Consider the following 18,142-nt stretch of genomic DNA (forward strand, 5'->3'; position numbering starts at 1 on the left):
GCGCCATTATGTACGCATTTGCTTTTACCTGCAACCCCTTGATTTCAAAAATATTTCGTATAGTCATCAAGGAGTTGCGGGCCTGCCCTACTCCTGGATGCGCTGTTGCTGATAGTGCGGGTCGGCCTTGATCTGGGCTTCGGTGAAAGGCAGCGCGCGCAGCTTTTTCTCGGAGAAGGCTTGGGTCTGGTCCTTGGCGTGTTTGGATGCGGGGTTGCTGGATTCGGAGAAGGCCAGCACGCCCAGTGCCTGGGGGCCTTTGTCGTCGAAGGTGACGATTTGCAGGTAGCTGGTGCCGCTGACGACTTCGCGTTTGCCGTCGGCGCGGGGCACGGTTTGCATGGCGTTGTAGATGCCCAGCTGTTGCGGGCCGCCGTGCATGGGGGTTTGGCCGCTGACCTGGATGTCGCCCCAGCGGGTGGCCTTGAGTTTACCGACCTCTTCACTGGAGGCCAGCATGGCTTCGCGCAGGGCTTTGGCCACCTCGATGCGGTCGATGGCCAGGCCACGGGGTGTGGTCAACGGCTGCGCCGGGTCGAAGGCGACGCGCCAGGCGTCGGGGATTTGTTGCAGGTGTTCGACCAGGTTAATGAAATGCACCAGGCCGATGCCGCTGTCGAGGTTGGCGTGCTGGTCCCAGGCTTTCAGGCTGGTACACAACGGTTGCAGCGCGGCGGCGTCAGTGCCCAGATGTTTGGCGCAATATTCGAGCAGGTCTGGCATGACTTGTCCGGCGAGATACACCTCGTTGTCCATGACCATGTTTTGCAGGTCGGCCACGCTGATCGGTTGCTTCTCCAGGGATTGCAGGCGTTGCACGGCGAAGCGTGCGCGCGGGCCGAGGCCGATGTGGTCCTGGCTGATCACCGGGGAGAAGCCGTTGAGTGGCGCCTTGGGGTTGGCCAGCCACGCCGAGTCGTTGGAGTGTTGCACGTAGTCGGTGCGCTGCAATTGCGGCAACTGGTCGGCAGCGAAGATGCCCGGTTGCGCTGCACGCGGGTCAACGTCCCAGGCGCAGGCGCTGTGGGCGCCGTCGAGCATGATCATTTGCAGGCCCGCGCGAGGGTCGCTGCATTGCGCCAGTTTGGCGGCGCTGACGTTGGGCATCACCGACAGGTTCATGTAGAGGCTCTGGCCCTGGTCGTCGGCGGCCACGGTATTGACCCACGGTATGCCTTGCAGGGTGTGCACCGAGGTTTGCAGGTCTTTAAGGCTGGTGGCGCGGTTCATCGCGTACCACTGTTGCAGCACGCGGTCGTTACCCAGGTTGGCGTCGCGCAGGCTGAAGGCGTAGTGGCTGTCCCAGTCGAGCTTGCCGGGCCATTGCACCACGGGGCCGAATTGCGAACTGTAGACCGTATGAGTGACCTCTTTGAGGCTGCCATCGGGTTGTTTGACTTGGACCTTCACCGCACGATGCTCCATAGCGATGGATTTCCCATCCAGCAGATAACGCGTGGAATCCTTGGGATCGAGGGTCAGTCGATACAGCGTGAAATGCTTGGACGTGTCCACCGTGTGGGTCCAGGCCACGTGCTGGTTAAAGCCGATATTGATCACCGGCAAACCCGGCAGTGCTGCGCCCATCACGTCCAGTTGGCCCGGGATGGTCAGGTGCATCTCATAAAAACGCATGCCACCGACCCACGGAAAATGCGGGTTGGCCAGCAGCATGCCACGGCCATTAAATGAACGATCACGGCCCACGGCCACGGCGTTGCTGCCACGGTCGAGGCTGAAACGTTGTTGATTGGCTGCTGCCAGTTCAAAGGCCTTCATGCTCGACGGCACAGCGGCAGTCGCGTTAGGCGGCGTGGCGCCGACCAGGGCTTCGGCGAATTGGCCGACACCGCCTTCCACCAGCAGCCTGCGGGTCAGCTTGACCAGGTCGTCCACGACCAACGGGCGCACCCACGTGGCGTGGCACTGGGTCGGTGCGCCCTGCTCTTTCAGATAACGGTTGTAGCCGGCGACATAGCCTTCGATGCGCTGCTGCATCTGTGGGGTTTGCGCCTTCCAGAATGCGGCAACCGCCTGGGGCGTATTCAGCCAGTTGAAAAACACATCACTGGCCAGGTTGTTGCGCTCTTCGAGTGTCGCCTGGTCCGGGCCGAAAAACCGCGCACGCTCGCCGTTCACCGTGACCACTTCATTGGCCAGCAGGCACAGGTTGTCTTGCGCATACGCGTAACCAATACCGTAACCCAAGCCACGCTCATCGTTGGCGCGGATGTGCGGCACGCCGAAGGTGGTGCGGCGAATATCGGCTGAAGCCTGTGTCACCTGTTCACGCGCTGAAGCATTCAGGCTCAGCCCCAGCAACAGCCCTGCCACGCACGCCTTGGACAACCGGTTGGAAATAATCACGCAAGCTCCACAGTCAATTTGGACACCCTTACAGGGGGCAACGACCCCACCGTAAGAACGCAGGCAACCGGGAATAATTTAGCCGCAGCGGGTGTTTTTTAAGGGCGGTCGACGTGTGACAAAGCGGATACCGACAAAATTTCTACATCCAGGACTTCATGATTTCGCTCGCTCGTTCGTCTTATTCAAATAAGAGCGCCATCATTTTCCTGATCAGGCTCTGATAAGGAGTTTTTTGCATGTACAACCCGCAACCGCCCATGGATGGACATTCACCGGCTGCCGACGCCAATTACGGCGGCGGCGCACAAGCGTTCGGCAAAGCGCCGGAGCACGGCAACCAGCGTATCCGCCATTTGCTCAAGTGCTTCGGTTTGCGCACCAGCCTGATCCGGCTGAAGGTCATTGACGCCCTCCTCACTGCTGCCGACAACCAGCGCACATTGGGCGTGCGCGGCGTGCACAGCCATTTGCTGGAACTGGGCATTCCGTTGTCGTTTCTCAGTGTGCGCGAGGTGCTCAAGCGCCTGTGCAGCGAGGGCGTGATCACCCTCAATGCCGATAAAAGCTACAGCCTCCATGCAGAGGCTGCCAAAGTGCTCGACAGTCGCGCCTGACGCTTTCGCCCGGCGCTCCAGCAGGCATCAGAAGTGAGGCTTGACCTTGCGACGCATGATGCCGTTGATCACCACTACCACGACGGCAATCGCAATCGCCAGGTACTGGAACGTTTTTTCGCTGATCACGCCGGTGTTTTGCAGATAAGACAGGCCAAACATCGACGCCAGTACTGTCAGGGCGATCAGAATCGAATATTTCAAACGTTGCTTTTGGGTCATGACGGGTTCCTGAAGCTTAAGAATGTATCCACTTTGTATCGCCGAGCATGCCAAGCACATACCCGGTTACGGGGATGGCACCGGTTCGGCAGGGTCATATGTTACAGGCGCTGAGAAATTTTGGCTTGTTCCGCACCTGATTGAACCTGTCGGTACTTTAGAGGATTTGAAAATGCTCCGTCGAATCACACTGTTGATTCCATTGCTGATCATGTTGACCATGAGCGGCTGCTTCTTTTTCCCACGTGGCGGCGGTGGCGGCTGGCACGACCACGACCATCGCTACGATGGCGGCCGTGGCTACGAGCACCGCTGACACCACGCGCGTCTCGCTTTGCAGTGAGCAAAGCGAGACGCCTGCAGTCAGCCTGCGTGCACCCAACGTTGATATAGCCAGCGCGCAAAGGCATCCAGCGCAAACCCCAGCAAGCCGATCACCACCACCATCGCCATCAACTCCGAATACGCCAGGCGGTCACGCGTGTCGAGGATGTAATACCCCAGCCCCGCGCTCACCCCAAGCATTTCGCACGGCACCAGCACGATCCACAAAATGCCAATGGCCAGGCGCACGCCGGTCAACACATGCCCGACTACGCCGGGAATGATCACCCGTCGCAGGGTTTCCCAGCGCGTGGCGCTGAGGCTTTTACTCAGTTGCAACCAGCGCGGGTCCAACTGGCGTACGCCAGCGGCGGTATTGAGCATGATCGGCCACACTGCCGCAAACGCCAGCAGGAAGTAAATCGGCTGGTCACCCACCCCCATCAACATCACCACAATGGGCATCCAGGACAGTGGCGAGATCATCCGCAGAAACTGGAACGCCGGTGTGGTGGCGGCCTCCAGGTTGCGCGAACTGCCCACCAGCAGCCCCAACGGCACACCGACCAACAACGCCAGAAACAGCCCAACGAATATGCGCTTCAGGCTCACCGCGATGTGCAGGTACAGCTCGCTGCGCCCGAGCAATTCCCACAAGCTGCTTGCCGTTGCCGCCAGCGAAAAGCGCGCCGACAAGCCACCGGTATCGCCAAACACTTTCACACCCAACCACCACAGCAACAGCAAGCCGGCCAAACCACTCAGCCCCAGCCACCAGCCAGGGATTCTGCCGTTGTTCAAACGCCGATCTCCTCGTGCCGTTCGTAACCGTCGGGCAAGCCGAAGGTTTTCATGCCGCCCACGGACTCGATGGCATTGCGCACGAAGCGGTCGTCCACCAGGTCCTTGGCCACGAACGTTGGGTCCAGGTCAGCGAGGAATTTCTTGTCGCCTTCGATCAAAGTCTCCTTCAAGCGCCGTACCAATTCCTCGGTGTAGCTGGGAAATGGGTACGGCTGGAAGTCGATGCGATGCTCGTCCCAGTTGGCATGCTGGATCGCGCCGTCAGCCAGGTACGCGGCACGGTCGGCGGCGGCCGGGGCCAGCACCTTGCTCAACACCGGCTCGGCGTGCGGTGTATAGCGGTTCGGGCCGTCCTTGGACAGCAGCTTCACCGCCTCTTCGCGGTTCTCGCGAGTCCACACCTGCGCCTTGACGATGGCATTGACCACCTTCTGCGACCACTCCGGGCGGTTGGTCAGGTCATGCTCGTGCATGAACACCACGCAGCAGGCGTGGTTGCGCCACACATCGCCGGTAAAGCGCTGCACGCGGCCGACCTTGAGGTTTTCCGCCAGGGCGTTGAACGGCTCGGCGACGATGTAGCCGTCAATGCGTTTACTCGCCAATGCCGGCGGCATATCCGAAGGCGGCAACACGATCAGGTTGACCTCATTGGCCGCAATCGCAGCGCCGGCGGCACGCGCTACTGGCGTGAGGCCGTTGTCGCGGAACAGTTGCTGCACCACTACGTTGTGGATCGAGTACCAGAACGGAATCGCCACCGACTTGCCGCCCAATTGCTTCACCTCGGTAATGCCCGGCGAAACCGTCAGGCCCGAACCGCCGACATGGTTCCAGGCCACGACTTTGGCCGGCACCTTGCTACCGTAGCGCGCCCATACCGTCATCGGCGACAGCAAGTGAATCACGTTGACCTGCCCGGAAATAAACGCCTCGATCACCTGCGCCCAACTGCGCAACAGCACCGGGCGCTCGGCCTTGATGCCTTCGGCCTCGAACAAACCGTTGTTATGCGCCACCAGCAAGGGCGTGGCGTCGGTGATCGGCAAATAGCCGATGCGTACCGGCGCGTCCGGCTCGCTGGCGGCGCGGGCTTGCAGGCTGCTGAGCAGCGGCAAGGCACCGGCGGCACTGAGCACCGCCGAGAGTTTGAGAAAGTCACGGCGCGAGTGCGTAAGGTCATCCAGACACATGTGAAAACTCCTGTTGATCAATGGGGTTGGGTTGAGGGCGGCTCGCCTGCCGTAAGGTTTTCAGAATCTCGATACGCAACGCGCCGATGGCTTCAACCTGCTCTTCGCGCGGTTGCGGCAAATCGATGTGCCATTCGCCCAAGGTCCGCGCCGGGCGGTTGCCCAGTAGCAGGATGCGGTCGGACAACAGCAGCGCTTCGTCGATGTCGTGGGTGATCAATACCGCGGCCGAACCCTGCTCGCGGTTGACCTTGAGCAGCAGGTGCTGCATGTCGGCGCGGGTAACTTCATCCAGCGCGCCGAACGGCTCATCCAGCAGCAACACCTGCGGCTGGCGGGCCAGGCAACGGGCCAACGCGGTGCGCTGGGCCATGCCGCCGGACAACTGCGCTGGAAACTGCTGGCGCGCATGTTCCAGGCCGACCGCCGCAATGGCGTGGTCGACGCGCTGGCGGCGCTGCTCAGGGCTCAAGTGCGGCTGACGGGCGAAATCCAGGCCAAAGGCGACGTTCTTTTCCAGGTTCAGCCAGGGCAACAGGCTAGGGTCTTGAAACGCCACTGCCACCCGTGGATGCGGCCCGGCCAGCGGCTCGCCCAGCACCTGCACGCTACCGCCCTGGGGCGCCTGCAAACCGGCCAGCACGCGCAACAGGCTGGATTTACCCACGCCGCTGGGGCCGAGAATCGACACCACTTCGCCCGGCTGCAGCTGCAAATCAAACCCTTGCAACACCGGCCCACTGGCATAGCCCAGGCAAATACCCTCGGCGCTCAGTACCGCCTGACTCATAGGTTGGCCTGACGGTGCAGCTCGGTGCGCAGCTGCACCAGGCTTGGCGTCACGATCGGCACAAAGGCCGACTCGCGCCAGCGCCGTGCAAAGCCACTGCCATGGGCTGTGAGGTAGGCCTTGCCACCACTGGCTTGCAGTTCCAGCTGCACCGCGCTGGCGGCGGTTTCGGCCAGGGCGATGCGCAGTTTGAACAAGGGCACCGGCTCGACGGCAAAACGACCGGCCAACAGGCCGCCTTTGAGTTCTGTGACCAGGTGATCGAGGGTCGCTCGCAAGGCTTCCAACTCGTCACGCAACACCGTGCGTGAGGAGCCCAAATGGTTGGCCACTTCCGCCAGTGAGCGCCTCGCCAGGCCAATGGACATGCCGCACTGCAAACCCAGGAACGCCGGGCGTACGGCCGGCAGAAACTTGCGTGCATCTTCATGCAGCAACCAGTCGCGGCTCAGCTCCACGCCTTCCAGGCCCAGGGCCGCGGTATTGCTCGATTGCAGGCCCATCAGTTCCAGGTCACGCGAACGCTGCAGCCCTGCGACCGAATCCGGGATGGCCAGGATAAACGGCGCGCCGCCGCCGGCATGCTCAATCGCCGCCGCCGCAACAAAACCGTTCTTGCGCAGGTTGGTCACCCAGTGCAGGCGGCCGTTGAGGGTCCACCCGTCCTCGGTCGGCTCCGCGCTGATTTGCAGGGTCTCGATGCCGGACAAAAATTTCATCGCGTTCGACAGCCCGGTCGCCCCGGCCAGCTTGCCGCTGAGCAGGTCCGGCAACAGTTGCTCGCGCAGCCGCTCATTCGGGCTCTGCAACAAATATTCGATAAAAGAGCGCTGGCCCCAACACACAAACGCCGCCGCCAGGGAATGGCTGGCCACGTTGGCAATGGCTTCCACCGCGCCGGTCACATCACCGCCCAAGCCGCCCAGCGCCTTGGGCACGCCAATGCTTAATACATTCGACTCTGCCAGCCTTGGCAGCACTTCCTGTGGATCGCAACTGCCCACATCCAGGGCCTGCGCTTGAACATCGAGCCAACGGCTCAAGATAGGGTCAAGCATTCGTTTCTCCTTTTACAGCAGGTGGACCATCGCCGATTCAGCTTGCCGGTTTTTCCCAACGGTATTGCGCCAGCTCCGGGTTCAGCGGGGTACGGGCAAACACGTTAGCGAAGTTGCACAGGGTTGCCAGGCTGACGCCCAAAATAACTTCCAGCGCCTGGCCCTCGGTATAACCGGCGGCGCGGAACGCTTCAAAACCCGCGTCGCTGACATCGCCACGGGTGGCGATCACTTCGCGGGTGAACGCGGCGAGTGTCTCATAACGGGCGTTGGGCAATTCACCGCGCTGGCGCAGGGCGTCAATCACGTCTTCGGGCAGCTTGGCTTTATTGCGCGCCACGGCGGTATGGCCGGCCACGCAGAAATCGCAGCCGTGGGTGGTGGCGGCAATCAGCTGCACCACTTCGCGGTCGGCCAGGCTCAGCTCAGACTTGGCGTTGAGCCCGGACACGGTGATGTAGGTTTCCAGCGCCGCCGGTGCATTGGCCAACACGGCGAGCAGGTTGGGAATGAAACCCGAGCCTTTGAGGGCATTTTCCAGGAAGGGCTTGGCCGCTTCCGGAGCGGTTTCGGGGGTGAGCAACGGTACACGGGACATGGAGTGGTCTCCTGATGGGTTCATCGCCTAAGTCTGTTGGTTATAAAAAAACGCCTCAATAGGCTAAAGTAGCGATTACTTGCTCTAGAGTCTTTCCGTTAGATGAATTCGTCCAGTGCGCTCGTTGATTGGTTATTAGACAGCCTCGAACTCAACACCAGCCTGTTCCATGTCGGCCGCTATTGCGGCGCGTGGCATGCCAGCACCCATGGGCTGGCCAGCGCGAGTTTCCACCTGATTGTGCAGGGCCAATGCTGGTTGCATATTGACGGCGAACCCCTTCCCCATCACCTGAATAATGGTGATGCGGTGTTTCTGCTGCGTGACCTCGAGTATCGGCTGTCTGGCGAGGCCACGGCCGCGGCAGCGCAGGAATGCCCGCGCCGACCGATGCTGGCGCTGGACAGCAACGCCGAAGATGGCGTCGGCCTGGTCTGCGGTTTTTTTCACTTCCATTCCGGTTTGTCGGCGATGATCGTCGACGGCTTGCCCGCCTGGATCATCCTGCGCGCCGGCGACCCATCGCTTACTGCCGCGCGTAATCTGTTCGAATTGATCCTGCAAGAGTGCGAGCGCGTCCCGGCGCCCTCCTCGGCATTGCTCGAGCGTTTGTGCCATTTATTGTTTCTGTATGTGCTGCGTCAGCAAGTCATCGATAACAGCGAACTGGGCGGTCTGGCGGCACTGGGCCGACAACCGGCATTCGCCGAGTTGCTCGAGCAATTGATCGCCCGACCGGCAGACCCATGGACCCTGGAAAGCATGGCAGCCTGCACCGGTTTGTCGCGCTCGGCATTTTTCAAGCGTTTCAGCGAGCTGTGCGGGCAATCGCCGGGGCAGGTGCTGTTGATGATGCGCATGCGCCATGCCTGCCGCCTGTTCAAAGAAGACATGACCGTGGCCGATGTGTCACTGGCGGTGGGTTATCAGTCGGTGGCAGCGTTTACTCGGGCGTTCTACAGGACCACGGGCCAGCAGCCTGGGGCTTATCGCAAAGGTCAATGGCGGAATTAGCAACCAGGAAAGCCGGAAATTGCGTGAAAACGCACCACACAACAGGCCCGGCTCACGTGCCGACGCGGCAGTGGTGTATTGCGATCCGACCGTTTTAGGCGATGAGAGAGGCTTCCTGTTTATACCTCCAGTCGTGAAATGGACCGGCCTTTGCGCAAGCGCTACCTGGTCTGACCCTCTACGGCCGATCATCACCGGACGAACGACATATCCAGTCGCAAGCTCTGCGCGGTTGCCAGGAACGCTCTTGCATCGATCGCCCACGTAAGAGGAGCCCTGACCTGCTGTCAGGTTTATACCTTGGTTATCGAGAAGGACATCACCATGCTCTCTCCCTACGCTCACGCCCCAGCAACCGCGCGTCACCTTGTGCCAAGCGTCGAGCCGGTCAAGCCCAAACCTTCACCCTATGATCCACCCGCCGACCTGTCACCGGGCGCGCGCGACGTCAGGACACACATACTGCTCCAAAAAGGCGATGTGACCTTTAGCCGCGAAATCACCTGGAGCACGGCGTACCCCGGTAAACCTAAGATTGTTGCCAATCAACTTAAGGTGGAAACCGGTAACGACGACGACATCATTCGCGTGCGCAGCTGGCCAGGTGACAAGTTGCAGTTCATCGTCAACGGACAGTCGTATGTGGTCGATATCCCACCCCAACAAAGCTTGAACAACAACCTGTTGATCAAGACCAATGGCGGTAATGACACAGTTATCGTCGAGGATGACGTCAAGCATTACGTGTTAATCGAGGGGGGTGATGGCGACGACAGACTCCAGGCCGGCGCAGGCCCGACCGGACTCCTTGGGCAAGACGGCAACGATACGCTGCGCTTGGGCAGTGGCTTTGGCGTTGCACAAGGTGGCGACGGCAACGACAGGCTGTACGGCGGCAGCGGCCCTACCATTCTGTTCGGCGAGGCTGGCGACGACCACCTCCAGGCCGGGTTCAGCAGCGCGCATAAATGGAACCTTCTCAATGGTGGCCCCGGCGACGACACGCTCTTGGGTGGGAGTGGGGACAACTACCTGCACGGAGAAGGCGGCGACGACCAATTGGTGGGGCATGACCGTACGTCGTTCTTCACCGGCGAAGGTAATGACCGCATTCGGAATAATCGGAGCAAGGACCGTATTTTCGCTGGCGCCAATGATCACTTCGACACCACGCAAGGCTCGGCTTTCACTGAGGTGAAACCGAGCACCACTGGCCAATAAGGTCAGCTCAAGGGGTGACCTTGCAATGGCGAACACCTGCAAGGTCACCGTTGCCCACTCACTTTGCACCATCGTACCTAAAGCTCCTTCTCTCCAAGCCGATAGCCCTACGAAGCTCTAACAAAGCCGCGTCGATAATAACGCTTCGTAAGGACGATCCCATGCCCCCTCTGCGCTCCATCCAAACCCGCTACACCTTGTTTCTGGTGCTGTTCGTCCTGCTGATATTGGTGTTGACCGTTGTCGGTATCGGCCAGTTGGTGGCCCCCACGCTGCGCCATACCGAAGAACAGGTGGTGCTCAACCGCGTCGCCGAAGTGGCTGAGCGCATCCAGGGCGAACTGAACAAGGTTCAAGCCCAACAACGCAGCATCACCCAAACCATTCCCCTGCTCGACAGCGATGCCATCGACAAGGTGCTGCCCGGCCTGGTGGACCAGTATGGCGAGCTGAAAGTCTTCGGCGGCGGTATCTGGCCACTGCCCAACCAGCGCGCCCCAGGGCGCAACAAGTTCAGCACCTTCTGGCACCGTGATGCGTCGGGCAAACTGGCGGTCAACACGTTCTGGAACAGCGACGCTGCGCCCAACTACTACGACCAGAGCTGGTACAAAGGCGGCCTCGCCTCGCCGCGCGGCCAGTGCGCCTGGGCCGCCGCCTACAAGGACGACGCCAGCCAGGAGCCACGCACCAACTGTGCCATGGCCATTCAGCGCGATGGCGCAGCCTATGGCGTGGCCACCATTGACGTAACCCTGGGGTTCTTCAATGAGCTGGTGGCCAGCAAGGAAAAAGACATCGGCGGCCAGATGCTGATCGTTGAAGGCGACGGCAAGATCATCAGCAACAGTTCGCGCATCAGCGGCCCGGTGGTGTTGAAGAACATCAGCGAACTGGCTGGCACCTCGGCGTTTGCCGCCCAGGTGAGTCAAGCCCTGGCCCATCGTGACCAAGGGCTTGTGCGTAACGAGTTCGACAACCAGGGCGTGGCCAGCACCTTCTACCTGCGCCCGATCGAGGGCACGCCGTGGTTCCTCGCCACCGCCCTGCCCACCTCGTTGATCACCGCCCAACGCGATGACGTGCTCGGCAGCCTGGCCCTGATACAAATCCCCATGGTGTTGCTGCTGGTGCTGCTGGCCGCTTTTGCGATCCGCCAACTGGTGCAGCGCATGAAGTCGTTGAAGACCAATATCGATGCCTTGTCAGCCGGCGACGCCGATCTGACGCGGCGCATCACCATTCGCGCCGAAGACGAACTGGGCGCGATCGGCCATTCGGTCAACCACTTTATCGTCTACCTGCAGAACATGATTGGTGAAGTGACCCAGGCCACGGGCGCCATGTCGTCGAGCCTGGCGCAACTGCAGCAGACATCGGCCCACACCAACCAGATCCTGGTGCGCCACGCCTCGGAGACCGACCAGACCGTTACCGCCATCACGCAAATGAGCTCGACTGCCGACACCGTGGCGCAAAACGCGGCGGAAACCGCCTCGTTCACCCAGCGCGCCAACGAGCATGCCGACCGCTCCCGCGTGGTGGTGGGCGAAGCGTCCACCAGTGTCAGCGCCTTGATCGGCGAAGTCGCCAGCGCCACCCACACCGTGGAGGCCATGCGCCAGGACGCTGCACGCATCACCGAAACCCTCGGCGTGATCGGCGCGATTGCCGGCCAGACCAACCTGCTGGCCCTTAACGCAGCCATTGAAGCAGCGCGGGCTGGCGAGCAAGGCCGTGGTTTTGCGGTGGTGGCCGATGAAGTACGGGCGCTGGCGGCACGGACCCAGGCCAGCACCTCGCAGATCAACGAGATGCTCGCGCGCCTGACCACCGGCGTGAGTTCGTCGGTGGCGGCCATGGAAAACACCCAGGCCAGTTGCCAGTCGGCGGCGGATGCCACGGCACGGGTGAACACCGGGCTGGATGAGATGGCCGGTTCCGTCAGCCATATCAATAACCTCAGCACCCAGATCGCCACGGCGGCCGAGCAGCAAAGCGCGGTGACCGAGGAGATCAACCGCAGCATGGTGCAGATCCGACAGATGGTCGATGAGTTGGTAGAAAGTGGCCACGCCACCCAAACCAACACTCAGAGCCTGTTGGATGCCAATGGCCGGGTCATTGCATTGATGGGCCGCTTCAAGGTGCGCTGATAAAAGACTGAGACACTCCCGTGCAATGCGCGGGAGTGGGACTATTCTGACAGTTCTCAGGACAAACTCTCGCCACACAGGAGGTGTGTCATGCATGCAGCTGAGCATTCGGCCCGCTTGGAGCGGATCAGTCAGGAACGCTTTATCCAGGCGCCAATCGAGGTCATCTACGACTATGTGACCCAGCCGGATCGCTGGCACGAGTGGCACCCCACCTCCCTGAGTGCCGACACCGGCACCACCGGCTCACTGCCGGCCGGCACGCGCTTTACCGAAATCATCGACCTGCTGGGCGTGCGCGTCCCCATGAGCTATCGCGTACAAATCGCCCGCCGCCCCAGTGAATTCAAGACCGTGTTCACCTCCCTCGCGGTAGACGGTTCGATTCACTACTTCCTGCAACCCCACCGTGGCGGCACGCTGTTCAAACGGGTGCTCACCTACGAAACCGAATTGCAATTGGCCACCTTGCACGCGCGCATGATCGACCTGTCGACCATTGCGCTGGACCAACTCAAGCACCGCCTTGAAAACGCGGCTTTCGTATAATTTAGAAACATTACTGCCACCCCTCTCACCCTGTGGGAGCTGGCTTGCCTGCGATGACGTCGTCATGATCGCCGCAAAATCCCGACGCCGTCCTCTTGCCCACGAGCCCCACATGAAAAACCCCCTGCGACTGGCCCTACTTTGCGCCCTGTTCACCACCACACTGGCCCAGGCGGCCGACCTGATCCCAATCGACGTGCACCGCGATGCCAACTGCGGTTGCTGCAAAAAATGGATCAGTCACCTTGAAACCAACGGTTTCAAGGTTAATGACCATGTCGAAGCCGATATGAGCGCCGTCAAGCAGCGCCTGGGCGTAGCGCCGCGCCTGGGCTCGTGCCATACCGCCGTGATCGACGGCAAGTTCGTCGAAGGCCATGTGCCCGCCGAGCAGGTGCTGGCACTGCGCGAACGCGATGATCTGCTAGGCATTGCCGCGCCCGGCATGCCCATGGGCTCGCCCGGTATGGAAATGGGTGACCGCCGCGAGGCCTACCAGGTCATCGGCCTGACGCGCGACGGTCAGGATGTGGTGGTGGCTGACTACCCGGCCCACTGATTAATGCTCGCCGGTTACCTGGGGCTGTTTTTTGCCGCCTTTGGCGCAGCAACCTTGTTACCACTGCAATCGGAAGCCGTGCTGGTTGGCTTATTGCTCAGCGGCCACTACAGCCTGTGGCTGCTGCTGGGTATTGCGACGGTGGGCAATGTCCTGGGGTCGGTGGTCAATTGGTGGCTGGGCCGCTGGGTTGAACACTTCAAGGATCGCCGCTGGTTTCCGGTCAGCGCAAAGCAACTCGACAAGGCCAGTCGCCATTACGAACGCTGGGGGCACTGGACGTTATTGCTCAGTTGGGTGCCGATCATCGGTGACCCGCTGACCTTGGTCGCTGGGGTAATGCGCGAACCGCTGTGGCGGTTTTTGCTGTTGGTCACGCTGGCCAAGAGCCTGCGTTATGGCGTGCTGGCGGCGCTGACCCTGCACTGGGTGTTAATCCCCACTTAATCCCCTCGCAACAGCATCCGGGCATTCCTTCCGGAGCCCTGTTCATGTCGCTAATCCGCGCCTTTTGCATCACCGGCCTGCTCACGGCGAGCGCCGCTCCCGCCCTCGCCGCTGCTCCCCTTGCCACTACCTATGGCCCCGAGCTGCAAGGCTTTCAATACCCTCACCCGGTCGAACATTTCAGTTTCCAGTCCCAAGGCAAAACCCTGCACATGGGTTATATGGACGTGCCCGCCAAGGGCCGTGCCAATGGCCGCAGCGTGGTGTTGATGCACGGCAAGAACTTTTGCGGCGCCACTTGGGAAGATTCGATCAAGGCCTTGAGCGAAGCGGGTTACCGTGTGATCGCGCCGGACCAGATCGGGTTTTGCACCTCCAGCAAACCGGACCACTACCAGTACAGCTTCCAGCAACTGGCGATCAACACCCACCAACTGCTGGAGAAACTCGGCATTCAGAAGGCCACCCTCATCGGCCATTCCACCGGCGGCATGCTCGCCACCCGTTATGCACTGCTGTATCCGCAACAAACCGAGCAGTTGGCACTGGTCAATCCCATCGGCCTGGAAGACTGGAAAGCCTTGGGCGTACCGTATCGCAGCGTCGACCAGTGGTATGAGCGCGAGTTGAAACTCAGCGCCGAAGGCATTCGCCAGTATGAACTCAACACTTACTACGTCGGGCGCTGGAAGCCGGAATACGAACGTTGGGTCGACATGCTTGCCGGCCTCAATAATGGACCGGGCCATACCCAGGTCGCATGGAACTCGGCGCTGATTTACGACATGATCTTCACCCAGCCGGTGTACTACGAGTTCAAGGATTTGCAGATGCCCACGCTGCTGTTGATCGGCACGTCCGACACCACCGCCATTGGCAGTGATATCGCGCCGCCGGCGGTCAAGGCCAGGCTCGGTCACTACGACGTGCTGGGCAAGCAGGTGGCCAAGCTGATCCCCCATGCGACCCTGGTGGAGTTCCCGGGCCTGGGCCACGCACCGCAGATGGAAGAACCGGCGCAGTTTCATAAGGCACTGTTACAGGGGTTAAACGCCCTTTAATCCAACCTTTTTCGAGGCACTTCTGAATGTCGGTACAGATCGCAGTCATTGATGATTGGCAGAATGTGGCCAGTGGTGTGGTGGATTGGTCGGCATTGGCGGCGGTGGGCCAGGTGCATTTTCTGCACGATTACCCCGCCGATACCGCCACGATGGTTGAACGTTTGCAGGGGTTCGACGTGATTTGCCTGATGCGCGAGCGCTCGACCTTCGATCAGGCCCTGTTGCAAAGCCTGCCCAAGCTGAAACTGCTGGTGACCGGCGGCATGCGCAACGCGGCCATCGACATTGCCGCGGCTAAAGCCCTGGGCATCCAGGTGTGCGGCACCGACAGCTACAAGCAGGCGGCGCCGGAGTTAACCTGGGCGCTGATCATGGCCTCGACCCGCAACCTGCTGGCCGAAGCCAACTCACTGCGCGCCGGCGGCTGGCAGGTCGGGCTGGGTGGCGATCTGTATGGCAAAACCCTGGGGGTTCTCGGACTGGGCAGCATCGGCCAGAAGGTTGCGCAGTTTGGCCAGGCATTTGGCATGCGCGTGATTGCCTGGAGCGAGAACCTTACGCCGGAGCGGGCCGCAGAGGCGGGTGTGAGCTGGGTCAGCAAGCGTGAGTTGTTCGAACAGGCGGATATTCTGAGCGTGCATCTGGTACTCAGTGAGCGCAGTCGCGGCCTGGTGGATACGCAGGCGCTGGGTTGGATGAAACCGAGTGCGCGCCTGGTCAATACCTCACGTGGGCCGATTGTGGATGAGCAGGCGCTGATCGAGGCGTTATCGGCCGGGCGACTGGCGGGGGCCGCATTGGATGTGTATAGTGAAGAGCCACTACCGGTTGATCATCCCTTCCGGCGCTTGCCGAATGTGTTGGCCACGCCCCACGTCGGGTATGTGAGTGAACAGAATTATCGGCAGTTTTATCAGCAGATGATCGAGGACATTCAGGCCTGGGCCAGCGGCACGCCGATTCGCAGCCTATAAGCGGTATCGCAAGCAAGCTTGTCTTGCCATGCAGGCTTGTTGTGGCATGCAAGCTTGTTGTGGCGAGCAGGCTTGCCCTGCGTTGGAGCGCGCAGCGCTCCCAAATCGCCCAATCGGTGCATCATATAGGCCGGGTGTGCTCATTATGGGGCTGCTGCGCAGCCCAACGCAGGGCAAGCCTGCTCGCCACAACAAGCCTGCTCGCCACACCAGCTCTTTTCACTTCAATTACCCGCCGTTCTCCCAGAATCACCGCAAGTTCCGAACGGTGCATATCGTTACAAGTTTTTTGTCCTACAAAAAACCCCTAGAAACCGTACAGTCTCTGGGATCTGTCCTAGACTGATGACCGATGGGTCCGTTTCAAAACAAAAACCCCGCAAAAAATCGAAACTTTACAACTCTGTCGCAGGTCAAGTTTTTAAGGGAGACGAGCGCAGGCGCTTCAGCCGAACGCCCGTCCATCCACTCTTTTTTCGCAATGGGTGCAACTGGCATACGCCTTGCCAGCTTGTACTGTGCTTGTGCGCCTGGCCGCAGGATGTGGCCAATCGGAGCCGATGGCAGCGGGCCATCAGCCGACCAAACATGTAGGAGAGAACTATGATCAGTGCTGCAGTCGATACTCAGGGAGAGCGTTTTAGTCAGCCGGCAGGGGGACCGACTTCGTTGGCCGACCTGCCCAACACTGTGCGGCCGATCGTGAGTCAGAACCCTAATCGTAAGAAAGTCCTGTTTGTGACGTCCGAATTCGCCGACCTGGTGAAAACCGGCGGCCTGGGCGACGTCTCCGCTGCCCTGCCCCGCGCCATGGCGCACCTGCATGATGTGCGCGTGTTGATCCCGGGCTACCCGCAGGTAATGGAAAGTGACAACCCGATCCATATCATTGGCGAGCTGGGCGGGCACGCAGCGCTGCCGCCGTGCAAGATCGGGCGCATGGACCTCAAGGATGGCCTGGTCATCTATGTGCTGATCTGCCCCGAGCTCTACGAACGTGAAGGCACGCCCTACGGCGCCAACAACGGCCGCGACTGGCCGGACAACCATATCCGCTTCGCTCGCCTGGGCCTGGCCGCCGCCGACATGGCCGCCAACCTGGCGCAGATCCACTGGTGCCCGGACCTGGTGCACGCCCATGACTGGCCGGCTGGCCTGGCGCCGGCTTATATGCACTGGCGTGGGTCGCGCACCCCCACGCTGTTCACCATTCATAACCTCGCCTACCAGGGGGTGGTCAGCCTGGCGTCGACCCCGGAATTGGGCATTCCACCCCATGCCCTGCAACAGGAAGGCATGGAGTTCTACGGCAAGATGTCGTTCCTCAAGGCGGGCATGGCGTATTCCAGCCATATCACCACCGTGAGTGCGACCTACGCCCAGGAAATCACCACCCCGGAATTCGGCTGTGGCCTCGACGGCTTCCTCGCCAGCAAGACCCAGCAAGGCCTGCTCAGCGGGATTCCCAATGGCATCGACGAAAGCTGGGAAACCTCCACCGACACGCATCTGACCCATAACTTCAATATTGGCGACTGGGAAGGCAAGGCGGTGAACGCCGCCCATGTGCGCGAACTGTTCGGCCTGCACGAGTCCAGCGGCCCGCTGTTCGCGGTGGTATCACGGCTGGTGTACCAAAAAGGCCTGGACCTGACCGAAGCGGTCAGCAGCTTTATTGTCGAGAACGGTGGCCAGATCGCCATCATCGGCCGTGGCGAGCCGGAGGAAGAACACGCCATGCGCGAACTCGCCCTGCGCTTTCCTGGCCAGGTCGGGGTGCGCATCGGCTTCAACGAAACCGATGCACGGCGCATGTTCGCCGGCAGCGATTTCCTGCTGATGCCCTCGCGCTATGAGCCGTGTGGCTTGAGCCAGATGTACGCCCAGCGTTTCGGCTCGCTGCCGGTGGCGCGCAATACCGGCGGCTTGGCGGACACCATCGAAAATGGCGTCACCGGCTTCCTGTTCAATGAGTCCACTGTCGAGAGCTATAAAGAAGCACTGAGCCGCGCGTTCAGGGTGTTTGCCAATAAAGGCCTGCTTAACGCCATGCGCAGCCGCTCCATGACCCAACCGTTCAACTGGTGCCAGGCGGTGGAACCCTACGCCGAGCTTTACGAGCAACTGGTGGCCAAGGCCCTGGGGAAACCCACGAAGTAATTTTTTGGTTGTTGTTTCAAAAAAG

At 60.9% G+C, this 18,142-nt stretch carries 18 protein-coding genes; 11 read left to right on the top strand and 7 right to left on the bottom strand.

The window, feature by feature from the left end; translation table 11 throughout:
• Positions 1-87: 87 nt before the first annotated feature.
• The gene (locus HBO41_RS10955) at positions 88-2,367 is read right to left on the bottom strand and encodes an acylase (RefSeq protein ID WP_169986204.1); all 2,280 of its coding nucleotides are present in this window, start codon (positions 2,365-2,367) and stop codon (positions 88-90) included.
• Positions 2,368-2,606: 239 nt separating this feature from the next.
• Here HBO41_RS10955 and HBO41_RS10960 point away from each other — a divergent pair, with 239 nt between their 5' ends.
• On the top strand, positions 2,607-2,984 hold the full coding sequence (locus HBO41_RS10960) for a fe2+ zn2+ uptake regulation protein (protein ID WP_099549681.1): 378 nt from the start codon (positions 2,607-2,609) through the stop codon (positions 2,982-2,984).
• A 27-nt stretch (positions 2,985-3,011) separates the two neighbouring features.
• On the opposite strand, the gene HBO41_RS10965 is transcribed toward HBO41_RS10960, so the two are convergent.
• Positions 3,012-3,206 (bottom strand): hypothetical protein, encoded by a 195-nt coding sequence (locus HBO41_RS10965; protein ID WP_017138898.1) that lies wholly within the window; start codon positions 3,204-3,206, stop codon positions 3,012-3,014.
• Positions 3,207-3,378: 172 nt separating this feature from the next.
• On the opposite strand from HBO41_RS10965, the gene HBO41_RS10970 reads away from it, so the two are divergent.
• A complete protein-coding gene (locus tag HBO41_RS10970; RefSeq protein WP_169986206.1) occupies positions 3,379-3,522 on the top strand; it encodes a hypothetical protein in 144 nt (47 codons plus the stop codon).
• Between the two features lie 47 nt (positions 3,523-3,569).
• Here the strand turns inward: HBO41_RS10970 and HBO41_RS10975 are convergent, their stop codons facing one another.
• The 5 genes from HBO41_RS10975 to HBO41_RS10995 are packed head-to-tail and all read right to left on the bottom strand — an operon-like array spanning position 3,570 to position 7,973.
• The gene (locus HBO41_RS10975) at positions 3,570-4,331 is read right to left on the bottom strand and encodes an ABC transporter permease (protein ID WP_099549680.1); all 762 of its coding nucleotides are present in this window, start codon (positions 4,329-4,331) and stop codon (positions 3,570-3,572) included.
• Entirely contained in the window at positions 4,328-5,527 is a 1,200-nt protein-coding gene (locus tag HBO41_RS10980) for an ABC transporter substrate-binding protein (RefSeq protein ID WP_099549679.1), read from the bottom strand. The genes HBO41_RS10975 and HBO41_RS10980 overlap by 4 nt, the downstream gene beginning before the upstream one ends.
• Positions 5,514-6,317 carry an ABC transporter ATP-binding protein gene (locus HBO41_RS10985; protein ID WP_099549678.1) on the bottom strand — a complete coding sequence of 268 codons (804 nt, stop codon included), beginning with the start codon at positions 6,315-6,317 and terminating at the stop codon, positions 5,514-5,516. The genes HBO41_RS10980 and HBO41_RS10985 overlap by 14 nt, the downstream gene beginning before the upstream one ends.
• Positions 6,314-7,375 carry an acyl-CoA dehydrogenase family protein gene (locus HBO41_RS10990; protein ID WP_169986208.1) on the bottom strand — a complete coding sequence of 354 codons (1,062 nt, stop codon included), beginning with the start codon at positions 7,373-7,375 and terminating at the stop codon, positions 6,314-6,316. Before HBO41_RS10990 ends, HBO41_RS10985 begins: the two co-directional genes overlap by 4 nt.
• A 37-nt stretch (positions 7,376-7,412) precedes the next feature.
• Positions 7,413-7,973 (bottom strand): carboxymuconolactone decarboxylase family protein, encoded by a 561-nt coding sequence (locus tag HBO41_RS10995; protein WP_099549676.1) that lies wholly within the window; start codon positions 7,971-7,973, stop codon positions 7,413-7,415.
• A 102-nt stretch (positions 7,974-8,075) separates the two neighbouring features.
• Between HBO41_RS10995 and HBO41_RS11000 the strand changes: the two genes are divergently transcribed.
• The 9 genes from HBO41_RS11000 (at position 8,076) to glgA (ending at position 18,117) form a co-directional block, all read left to right on the top strand.
• Positions 8,076-8,987 carry an AraC family transcriptional regulator gene (locus HBO41_RS11000; protein WP_169986210.1) on the top strand — a complete coding sequence of 304 codons (912 nt, stop codon included), beginning with the start codon at positions 8,076-8,078 and terminating at the stop codon, positions 8,985-8,987.
• A 324-nt stretch (positions 8,988-9,311) separates the two neighbouring features.
• A complete protein-coding gene (locus tag HBO41_RS11005) occupies positions 9,312-10,208 on the top strand; it encodes a calcium-binding protein (protein ID WP_262380279.1) in 897 nt (298 codons plus the stop codon).
• Between the two features lie 161 nt (positions 10,209-10,369).
• Complete coding sequence (locus HBO41_RS11010) at positions 10,370-12,364, top strand: methyl-accepting chemotaxis protein (RefSeq protein WP_099549673.1); 1,995 nt, start codon at positions 10,370-10,372, stop codon at positions 12,362-12,364.
• Positions 12,365-12,454: 90 nt separating this feature from the next.
• Complete coding sequence (locus HBO41_RS11015; RefSeq protein ID WP_017138908.1) at positions 12,455-12,913, top strand: SRPBCC family protein; 459 nt, start codon at positions 12,455-12,457, stop codon at positions 12,911-12,913.
• Between the two features lie 112 nt (positions 12,914-13,025).
• A complete protein-coding gene (locus HBO41_RS11020) occupies positions 13,026-13,472 on the top strand; it encodes a DUF411 domain-containing protein (RefSeq protein WP_169986211.1) in 447 nt (148 codons plus the stop codon).
• 3 nt (positions 13,473-13,475) lie between these two features.
• Positions 13,476-13,919, top strand: a complete 444-nt coding sequence (locus HBO41_RS11025; RefSeq protein ID WP_017138910.1) for a YqaA family protein — start codon at positions 13,476-13,478, stop codon at positions 13,917-13,919.
• 44 nt (positions 13,920-13,963) lie between these two features.
• The gene (locus tag HBO41_RS11030) at positions 13,964-14,980 is read left to right on the top strand and encodes an alpha/beta fold hydrolase (protein WP_099549670.1); all 1,017 of its coding nucleotides are present in this window, start codon (positions 13,964-13,966) and stop codon (positions 14,978-14,980) included.
• A gap of 26 nt (positions 14,981-15,006) precedes the next feature.
• Entirely contained in the window at positions 15,007-15,957 is a 951-nt protein-coding gene (locus HBO41_RS11035; RefSeq protein WP_169986212.1) for a D-2-hydroxyacid dehydrogenase family protein, read from the top strand.
• A 603-nt stretch (positions 15,958-16,560) separates the two neighbouring features.
• A complete protein-coding gene (gene glgA, locus HBO41_RS11040; protein WP_169986213.1) occupies positions 16,561-18,117 on the top strand; it encodes a glycogen synthase GlgA in 1,557 nt (518 codons plus the stop codon).
• Positions 18,118-18,142 lie beyond the last annotated feature (25 nt).

The sequence above is a fragment of the Pseudomonas sp. WS 5146 genome (assembly GCF_012985495.1).
GTDB lineage: Bacteria > Pseudomonadota > Gammaproteobacteria > Pseudomonadales > Pseudomonadaceae > Aquipseudomonas > Aquipseudomonas edaphica.

What these genes read in the sequence shown, in the direction of transcription:
- HBO41_RS10990 (WP_169986208.1), bottom strand. Translation starts at nt 7,375, where the DNA reads ATGCTTGACCCTATCTTGAGCCGTTGGCTCGATGTTCAAGCGCAGGCC.
- HBO41_RS11015 (WP_017138908.1), top strand. Translation starts at nt 12,455, where the DNA reads ATGCATGCAGCTGAGCATTCGGCCCGCTTGGAGCGGATCAGTCAGGAA.
- HBO41_RS10970 (WP_169986206.1), top strand. Translation starts at nt 3,379, where the DNA reads ATGCTCCGTCGAATCACACTGTTGATTCCATTGCTGATCATGTTGACC.
- HBO41_RS10985 (WP_099549678.1), bottom strand. Translation starts at nt 6,317, where the DNA reads ATGAGTCAGGCGGTACTGAGCGCCGAGGGTATTTGCCTGGGCTATGCC.
- HBO41_RS11010 (WP_099549673.1), top strand. Translation starts at nt 10,370, where the DNA reads ATGCCCCCTCTGCGCTCCATCCAAACCCGCTACACCTTGTTTCTGGTG.
- HBO41_RS11000 (WP_169986210.1), top strand. Translation starts at nt 8,076, where the DNA reads ATGAATTCGTCCAGTGCGCTCGTTGATTGGTTATTAGACAGCCTCGAA.
- HBO41_RS11025 (WP_017138910.1), top strand. Translation starts at nt 13,476, where the DNA reads ATGCTCGCCGGTTACCTGGGGCTGTTTTTTGCCGCCTTTGGCGCAGCA.
- HBO41_RS11020 (WP_169986211.1), top strand. Translation starts at nt 13,026, where the DNA reads ATGAAAAACCCCCTGCGACTGGCCCTACTTTGCGCCCTGTTCACCACC.
- HBO41_RS10995 (WP_099549676.1), bottom strand. Translation starts at nt 7,973, where the DNA reads ATGTCCCGTGTACCGTTGCTCACCCCCGAAACCGCTCCGGAAGCGGCC.
- HBO41_RS11030 (WP_099549670.1), top strand. Translation starts at nt 13,964, where the DNA reads ATGTCGCTAATCCGCGCCTTTTGCATCACCGGCCTGCTCACGGCGAGC.
- HBO41_RS10980 (WP_099549679.1), bottom strand. Translation starts at nt 5,527, where the DNA reads ATGTGTCTGGATGACCTTACGCACTCGCGCCGTGACTTTCTCAAACTC.
- HBO41_RS11035 (WP_169986212.1), top strand. Translation starts at nt 15,007, where the DNA reads ATGTCGGTACAGATCGCAGTCATTGATGATTGGCAGAATGTGGCCAGT.
- glgA (WP_169986213.1), top strand. Translation starts at nt 16,561, where the DNA reads ATGATCAGTGCTGCAGTCGATACTCAGGGAGAGCGTTTTAGTCAGCCG.
- HBO41_RS10960 (WP_099549681.1), top strand. Translation starts at nt 2,607, where the DNA reads ATGTACAACCCGCAACCGCCCATGGATGGACATTCACCGGCTGCCGAC.
- HBO41_RS10965 (WP_017138898.1), bottom strand. Translation starts at nt 3,206, where the DNA reads ATGACCCAAAAGCAACGTTTGAAATATTCGATTCTGATCGCCCTGACA.
- HBO41_RS11005 (WP_262380279.1), top strand. Translation starts at nt 9,312, where the DNA reads ATGCTCTCTCCCTACGCTCACGCCCCAGCAACCGCGCGTCACCTTGTG.